Origin of the sequence: Putridiphycobacter roseus (assembly GCF_003234935.1) — a bacterium.
Lineage (GTDB): Bacteria > Bacteroidota > Bacteroidia > Flavobacteriales_D > Crocinitomicaceae > Putridiphycobacter > Putridiphycobacter roseus.
This window is the reverse complement of the sequence record NZ_QKSB01000022.1, coordinates 1-8,357: the sequence shown is the minus strand read 5'-3', so window position 1 is coordinate 8,357 and position 8,357 is coordinate 1. Positions and strand designations below refer to the sequence as shown.

Here is an 8,357-nt window from a genome sequence, read left to right as displayed (position 1 = left end):
TAAAAACTAATGCTAACAACAAGCATATTTCATTGCTGTTTCGTACCTTACAGCAACGCAAACATGCTCAAACGTTAGGTGCAAGCGGAAGTTGGTAAAGGAGGTTGAAAAACACAGTAACCCACAGTTTTCGGTAGACAATTCCCAAGGCAAATCACAGTATTTTTAAATGCAAAATTATAGCGGTATTAAATGCGGCGGACTGTACCCACAGCAACCCAAAATTCAGGTGGACTGTACCCACAGTAACACAATTCTCGGGCGGACTGATCCCACGGTGAATCACTTTATTTTTAAATGCAAAATTTTAGCGGTACTGCGTGGCGCGGACTTTTACCCAAGGCGGGAAAAACGTTAGACGCGTAAAATTTGACGTGAATTTTGTGTGGGAAAAAGTGAAGTGGAATAGGGGGTTGACCACTGTAACCACCGTATTAAAAAATTAAAGCAGCACCTAACATAACCTATATTCAATTTGCATTTACCAATTAAAAGTAGTGGTAATTAATAAAATAGCGCCAAAACATGGTTTAGATAGTCTAAAATAATTAATTTAGCCTAAACAATGCCTTGGCGGTTACCTAGTTGCTTTTGTGCAAGGTAATGCAAACAGAAATATAGCCGGCCGTTGTAGTGCATAAATAGAATGAAAAATTTACTATATATCATAAGTTTTATTGGGTTAATTTCTTGTGGTACGGAAGAAATTGAAGCTAAACTGCAGATGGAAAATGTTTATCATCAGTCTTTTCCCGTTATTTTAGATACCGTTCAATTTGGAAAATATGATTTCTTAAAAGAAAATAGAGAAACAATATGGCTTTCAACGGCAAATTATAAGTTTTTATATATTGGAAAACAAAAAGATACAATAATAGTCGATCACTGGCCGTCATTTGCACCACCACCACCACCACCACTACCTCAAGAATATCAAGATAAATCAGATTTGAAGTTGCCAAAATATGTAAATCCCTTGGCGGGATATTATATTGGCTGGCTTGAACACAGAAATTTTAAGCCTTGCACTTATTCTAAAATTGAAATTAAATTAGATACAACTATAATAATCAATAATGCTTATGCTGTTCTTTTGACCAATAATGAAAGTGACACAATTTCCATTGGCTACGGCCGTTACATCCCACTGATAATGGAAGCACAGGACTCTGCTGGGGATTGGAAGCCTATTGAAGAACAATATAATTATATGTGCGGAAATGGCGTAGGCACCGTTATTTTGCCTCCCAATGAACTTGTACTAACGAATGCTCCAATATTTAGAGGGGCTTATAAGACCATGTTAAGGCTGACAATTGGGGAGAGCCACTCTCGTGAATTTAAAGGCAGTATTAATTACCGACAATTTACAAGCATGTTTACAATCGACGGTGATTATAATGAAGAGTATAAGAGAGAAATGAGAAAACAATAAAACGACACTACAACAACAAGCATATTTCATAGCTGTTTCGTACCTTACAGCAACGAAAACATGCTCAAACGTTATGCTTTATTGCACGGAAGTGTAACGCTAATTTTAAATTATTGAATCATTTTTTACCAACCAAGTATTTTTATAAACTATGAAAAAACAAATTACATTCTGCTTTCTCTTTTTTTCCTTAATTTACATGAATAGCTGTCGTGATCAAGAAAGACTAGATTACAATACGGAGGAAATTGAACTACCATGTAATGATACAAGTACTTTTGAGTTAAGCCTTGTCTCAAATGAAAATGATTTTCAAAAAATTTACTTGGAACGAGGAATAAAACAACGATATTCTGTATACAGAAACTTTGAAAATGGAAAGTTGGTTGAAAGGTATACTTCATCAGTTGATTATTTTGATAGCCTCGGATATGTACTTTATTCGGAAGAATTTTATTTAGACGATACTTTGCCATCATATACTGTAAAATATAAATACGATTCATTAAGAAGAATGAAAAGTGAAGAGTGGCTTTGGACAGACCCAGATAGTTTTGATAAAACAGTTTACATATATGAAGATAAGCTGACTGAGATTATTGCTTATTACAAAGACTCTTTAAATTCTCAATACCAAATTGATTCTAGAACGAAAGTGACATATGATAATGGAAAAATTGACTTGTTATTATCTGAAAATAATGATACTGTTTCGTATTATATCCACAAATGTAATTCAAGCTTCTTTTACACTCAATCAAACACCTTAGGTGCTGAATACAAAAATGGTTTTCAAATTAAAATCTATGATCAGTCCGTATTATCTTTTGAACGCGATCCGAAAGGAAATATTTTAACAATAACTAGCCGTGACAAAAATGAAAATATTGAGTATACAATTAATTACGAATACGATAATGAACTATTGTCTCGAATAACAACCTTGTCTGGAGCCGGAGAAGTATCGTCTATAAGTGATTATAAATATGTTGATTAAAACAAAAGCATAACAAAATGCAAATTTCATTACTGTTGCGTACCTTACAGCAACGCAAATTTGCACAAACGTTAGCATTAATGAAAGATAGCAGTATAAAATATGTCTTTAGTGATTCATGGAAGGAATTATACTTTCATGATTCACCTATTAAAAATATTGAATTATCTATAGATAAGATTTGTGTAGAGCTTGACTTTGCTCATGTTTTAAAGAGCCATTCGGGGAATACCTTTGGGAAAACTATTTGCGGAAAAAATGCAACCTTGAAGATTGATGGAGTATCAAATTTAGAAATTGTAGGTTATAAAAATCCCGACAACATTGAGTACGTAATACCTAATGAAGATTTAGAACTTAATGAAATCATGACACACGGCCTATTGGATGATGGCAGGTTTACCATTGAAGGGTTTAATGAATCTCAATTAGGTGGATGGTGCAAAATTATTTTTTTTGCATCAAAGATTGAATTATCATTTAATGAGATAATGGAATCTTGGGTAACAATAGGTGAGAAAGAAAAGGTTAAATAAAATATTAGAATGCGTTAGTTGGCTTCAAGCTAATTCGAAAGACGATATGGATAAAAAAATTCGATTATTATTAATCCTTAATTTGACATCTCTGGTTGTCCTTCTTTTTCTATTCACTATAGGAATAGCATATGGCATTAGTATAACAGGAAGATTTTTTGAGCGCTTGCTTTTAGTCCTTTTTATTGTGTCGCTTACAATGGGTTTGATAATATCAAAGGAAGCGAGAAGTAATTTTGTTTATTCAGCTATTTTGCCAGTTATTGTTTTTTTAGCGCTGTTCTTTTTGTCACCAATTGGTGGCTTACATCTCACAGGAATAATAGTTTTTAATAGCTTAAATGCGGAAAAGGTATATTATGAAACTGATTCATTTAAAGTAGTTAAGGGTATGAGTTTAATGACCGATAACTTATACGAAATTAAGTCGAAACATATAATATACGAAAAATTAGAAGCTCAATTTCAAACAGGAATCAACCTTGAAAACACACAAATAGAATATAATGATAGCCTTGTAGAAATATTGACAGCAGATTCAATATATAAAATAGAAATTGAAAACTAATGCTAACAAGGCCTATATTCAATTGCATTAACCAAGGAAGGATTTAGTTATCAAATAAGTGCGCCAAACCATGGTTTAGAAAACTTAAAGTGATTATATTAGCCTAAACAATGCTTTGGCGGTTACCTAATTACAGTTGTGCTAGGTATTGCAACAGAAATATAGCCAAGCGTTGTGTTTCATCAAAGATTAACAAATGAAAAAAATAGTCGGTATAGGATTTTTGGTATTCCTACTAATACTTTCGAGTTGCTCAGCAGACATAGAACTCAAGGATTATCTAGACATGGACAAACCATTCAATTTGACAATTAACACTACCAACTCAGAAACTGGATTAACAGAAAGGAATTCACAGACGCTCGAAGTAGATTCTGATAGATGGAAAAAAATAATCTTATGGGGTCAAAATAATACAGAAGGTTGGACACCCTCGCTAGCCTCACATATTGGAGACGTGTATGTTTTGCAAAGCAATTTCAGATTAATATACTCAAAGGGTTCGAAAGGAGTCGTAATTTCATTTACAGATAAAGCAGGAATCTCTAAACAATATATGAATGTGATTGAAAAAGAGGATCTAAATTTTCTCTATGAATAGTTACAGGGAACAGCTTACTAACAGAAGAACTCTTTAAGATGAATATAGAAAAAGAATATAAGGGAATTTTTTGGGTTGGAGGAGAACATGATAATTGGAAAAATGGTATTCTAAAATATTTAAACGGTGTCTCTTATGTTGAGATATTCGGTTCGTTTGATGAAAATCCAATTGCACTTGGGGCACGTAAAAGAAAAAAAATATGTCACATATATGGTAGATTGGATAACTCTCAAACATGTGTCTTAAATGAATGTAAGCTTCATATTTCTAATGCTTTTTTTTTAACTACTACAATTAATTTTGAAGAACTTTATTACGCTTCAACTGATATTTTAGTTGAGAAAAAGGTAGACTTTAAAAGAGTTAAATTCAAGTTCGATTGTTTGGACAATTGGATAGATTATGATGCCTTCGAAACTGTATGGAATGGAAATACTGTTGCTGGGGTTTCACGTTCTAGTAAAAAAATTGAATATGAAACACTTTATTCAGATGACAAATTTTCTTTAGAAATTCATCATTCCACAACGATTCCACTTATAAGTCCAAATAAACAGTATTTACTTGAGCAACACGGTGCCCTTTCGTCTGAAATTAAATCTGATGTAACTCTTAAGGAATTGTCTGAATTTATTGATAGAATTCAGGATTTTTTTGTTTTCATATCTTGGAGTACTGTTTCCTTGGTTAATCCCCTTGAATTCAGCGACGGTGATTTTAATTATTATTGCTACAAGAACCCTCGCAGAATAGAAAACTCCCAAAGGCATAAAAGTCAAAAGAAAACTAAGAGTCTTTTATTTACTGTAAATGAAATTCCAAAGGGACAAATTTCTGAAACGTTTCAAAAGTGGTTTAAACTTTTTGACAAATATGAATACGCTCTTAAATTGCTGATATCATGCATTAACAGTTCAGTTACCAATAGAGAGAATAGATTTATCAACTTGATGTATGCACTTGATACAATACAGCAAAAGGATATTACAAGTGTTTTAAAAAATGAAAGTAATCTATCACAAAAGGACTCTGAAATACTTGAGAAATTGCGGACGACTTATAAAGTGGAGAGGAATTTAATAAATTCATTGAAAGCCAGATTACTAAAGCAAAATCGACCGAAGCTTAAAGATAAAATTGCTAAGCTTCTCGAGCCTTTTAGAGTAGCAATTGAAACGGATTTGAAGGAAAATTTTGATGAATTTATTGAAGTTATTGTAAATACGAGAAATTTTATTGCGCATGAAAGTAATAAAGAGCCACAGATAGTCAATAAAGATTTTGAAAAATATAACCGTAAACTTGAGACTATCTTGATTCTAATCTTCTTATCTAAACTTAATTTGAGTAACAATCATGTGATAAGTAATCTGCATAATATGGAACGGTATCAATTTATGATGTCGTAAAACGAAAACACAACAAGGTGTAAAATTCATAATTGCTAAGTACCTTAGCAACAACGAAATTTTACACAATCGTTGGCTACAACATTAAAAAACCTTCATATTAAAGAAATGAATAAAGGGAAAATTGAAATTACTCGCGCATCACAGATTGTTAATTTTGGACGTAAGATTAATATTTACGTAAACAACGAAAAGATATGTAGGCTCAGTGACAATGAGACTCGGACAATTGAAATAGATGAAGGGGTCAACGAAATCTATGCTAGAATCGATTGGTGTAAAACGCCTCCATTACAATTTGAAATTAAAGGAGGTGAGGATATCAAACTTGAATTGGGTTCTAATGTTAAAGGCTGGAAATTGGCTGTATATGCTATGCATTATTATTTAATTAGACATTCAGAGTTTTTATATTTACAGCAGAGAAAAAATTAATTAGCCTGTCTAGCTTTTTCTAAGAACGTTATGGAGGTATTAGTTGTGGCTTTTCCTCCCAAAACGGGGGTAGGTGACTATTAGTAGAGAATAAGACGATTTTAATACGCTTTTGTGGCAGAAGTTGAAATGTTAGAAAATGTCGACCCTTCAGAAAGAAATGTTTGAGTTCAAGTAAAAACATTAGTAAGACCGGCTAGTTCCGCCAGCGACAGCAAGGAAATCCGTCGGCCGCACTTTTGTTTTGCGTAGAATGAGACCATTTGTTTGTGCGGGGCTTGATTTTTTGGTTCGTTTTGTATTAAGACAAAATGAACGAAGGTTGAAAAAGTGGATGAACCAGAATTTGACCACAGTGTTGAATAAAACCATGATGAACCAAAGCGTGTCCAAAGTTTAGAAAAAAACCAGAGTGTGAAAGCAGTAGCCAACAAAAACTAAATTCAATATGCATTTTAAAAAAGCGGATTAGTTACCTAGAAAGTACACCAAAACATGGTTTAGAATAACAAAAATGACTAATTTGGCTAAACAATGCCTTGGTGGTTATCTAATTACATTCTGCAAAAAATGCAAACAGAAATTTAGTCAGGCGTTAACTACAAGCGCAAGTAGGTAAAAAAGGGTTGAAAAAACCACAGTAACTCACAGTTTTCGGTAGACAATTTTCAAGGTAAATCACAGTACTTTTAAATGTTAAATTATAGCGGTACTAAATGCGGCGGACTGTACCCACAGCAACCCAAAACTCAGGCGGACTGTACCCAAAGTAACCCAATTCTCAGGCAGACTGATCCCACGGTGAATCACTGTATTTTTTAAATGCGAAATTTTAGCGGTATTGTGTGGCTCGGACTTTTGCCCAAGGCGGGAAAAACGCTAAACGCGTAAAAATTTGTCTTGAATTTTGCTTAGAAAAATTTAGTAAAAATTCGGTTCGGACCAAAGCAGAAGAGTAGGGTGAACGAACGCAACGACAGTATTAAAAAAAGAAAGCAGTAGTTAACAATACCTATATTCAATTTGCATTTACCAATTAAAAGCAGTGGTAATTAATAAAATAGCACCAAAACATGGTTTAGATAGTCTAAAATAATTAATTTAGCCTAAACAATGTCTTGGCGGTTATCAAGTTACTTTATGCAAAGTAATGCAAACAGAAATATAGCCGAGCGTTAGCGGTAATTCCTCCCTTTGTGGAAAAACAAATAATTACTTTTAGCTAACGTTTAATTAGTTGAAATAAAGCAAAAACACGACTTAAAAACAGAAATACTAACGACTGTTTTTCAAAACGATACAAAAACGTTAGTCAGAATAAATAAAGCACTTGAAGAATATAGTAAAAGTAAATAAAACTTTAGGATGGATACTAGTCGTTGGCATAGCGATTACTCAGATCATAGTTACAAAAGTTACTTTCGATATGGGTAGGATGGCTCCCTTTTATGCGTTTTTGTTAGCCGTAATATTTCTTCCATTTGTAGTTACAGCAATTACTAGTGTGCTAAATCGTGAACGAAGTATCAAAAAAATAAAGATTGGAATAATAATAGGACTCTTTTTTCAAGTGGCATTACCAATAATATTACCCCTTTTTTTTGATAAGGAATTTATTTACTTGAGCCTTATTGGCATTTTTTTAGGAATAGTAATGTGGACCTTCAGAAATAAAATTGAAGTACAATTATTGATTCTAAATGGAATTGGAGCAAGCATTTGGCTTTTCATATCTTTAGCTGGATTACTGAGTTCTTAAAAATGAAATATCCTGCAATTAACATATCACAGAAAAAATTTGATAAGCACAAACAATTTGATGTAGTTTACACTTATAAACACAGGATTTCTGAAGAAGGAATCACGGAGTATTATATAGGAGAACGATATTTTGATAGCAGAGGAATAAGCTTTGAAATAGAAAAAGCAGATAAACTTGATTCTGGTAAGAAATGGCAAATATGGGAGATAATTCTTTTTCCTATTAATTGGTTATTCTTCAATAATACTTCCGTAGCTAAAATTCCTTTATGGGAAATTAAATTTAGTAAGATTGATGAATCTGTTAGTATTGAAGAACTGCGCAAAATTTTGATAGCAAAAATACCAGATTATTGGTTTTTGGAAACAGAGACAGAGAGAATAGAATTAAAGAAGAAATTAACTGTTTCGAATTCATTTAAAGAGTTAATGGATTTGGTAGCAGAAACAATTGAAGAAAAATAAAAACATACCGCTAACAACAAGCATATTTCATAGCTGTTTCGTACCTTACAGCAACGAAAACATGCTCAAACGTTAGGTGCAAGCGGAAGTTTGTAATGGAGGTTAAAAAAACACAGTAACCCACAGTTTTCGGTAGACAATTCCCAA

The 8,357-nt window shown here is 32.8% G+C and carries 9 protein-coding genes; all 9 read left to right on the top strand.

The window, feature by feature from the left end; all coding sequences use genetic code 11:
• Window positions 1–646: 646 nt before the first annotated feature.
• The 9 genes from DNU06_RS17020 (at window position 647) to DNU06_RS16980 (ending at window position 8,210) form a co-directional block, all read left to right on the top strand.
• On the top strand, window positions 647–1,435 hold the full coding sequence (locus DNU06_RS17020; protein WP_111064712.1) for a hypothetical protein: 789 nt from the start codon (window positions 647–649) through the stop codon (window positions 1,433–1,435).
• Between the two features lie 199 nt (window positions 1,436–1,634).
• Window positions 1,635–2,432, top strand: a complete 798-nt coding sequence (locus tag DNU06_RS17015; RefSeq protein WP_111064711.1) for a hypothetical protein — start codon at window positions 1,635–1,637, stop codon at window positions 2,430–2,432.
• A 17-nt stretch (window positions 2,433–2,449) separates the two neighbouring features.
• Window positions 2,450–2,968: a hypothetical protein gene (locus DNU06_RS17010; RefSeq protein ID WP_146239309.1), complete on the top strand. Its 519-nt coding sequence runs from the start codon at window positions 2,450–2,452 to the stop codon at window positions 2,966–2,968.
• Between the two features lie 46 nt (window positions 2,969–3,014).
• Window positions 3,015–3,536 (top strand): hypothetical protein, encoded by a 522-nt coding sequence (locus tag DNU06_RS17005; protein WP_146239308.1) that lies wholly within the window; start codon window positions 3,015–3,017, stop codon window positions 3,534–3,536.
• A 286-nt stretch (window positions 3,537–3,822) separates the two neighbouring features.
• Window positions 3,823–4,137, top strand: a complete 315-nt coding sequence (locus DNU06_RS17000) for a hypothetical protein (protein WP_146239307.1) — start codon at window positions 3,823–3,825, stop codon at window positions 4,135–4,137.
• A 38-nt stretch (window positions 4,138–4,175) separates the two neighbouring features.
• On the top strand, window positions 4,176–5,549 hold the full coding sequence (locus DNU06_RS16995; RefSeq protein ID WP_111064707.1) for an ApeA N-terminal domain 1-containing protein: 1,374 nt from the start codon (window positions 4,176–4,178) through the stop codon (window positions 5,547–5,549).
• 108 nt (window positions 5,550–5,657) lie between these two features.
• A complete protein-coding gene (locus DNU06_RS16990) occupies window positions 5,658–5,984 on the top strand; it encodes a hypothetical protein (protein ID WP_146239306.1) in 327 nt (108 codons plus the stop codon).
• A 1,330-nt stretch (window positions 5,985–7,314) separates the two neighbouring features.
• Complete coding sequence (locus tag DNU06_RS16985; protein WP_111064705.1) at window positions 7,315–7,743, top strand: hypothetical protein; 429 nt, start codon at window positions 7,315–7,317, stop codon at window positions 7,741–7,743.
• 2 nt (window positions 7,744–7,745) lie between these two features.
• Window positions 7,746–8,210 (top strand): hypothetical protein, encoded by a 465-nt coding sequence (locus DNU06_RS16980; protein WP_111064704.1) that lies wholly within the window; start codon window positions 7,746–7,748, stop codon window positions 8,208–8,210.
• Window positions 8,211–8,357 lie beyond the last annotated feature (147 nt).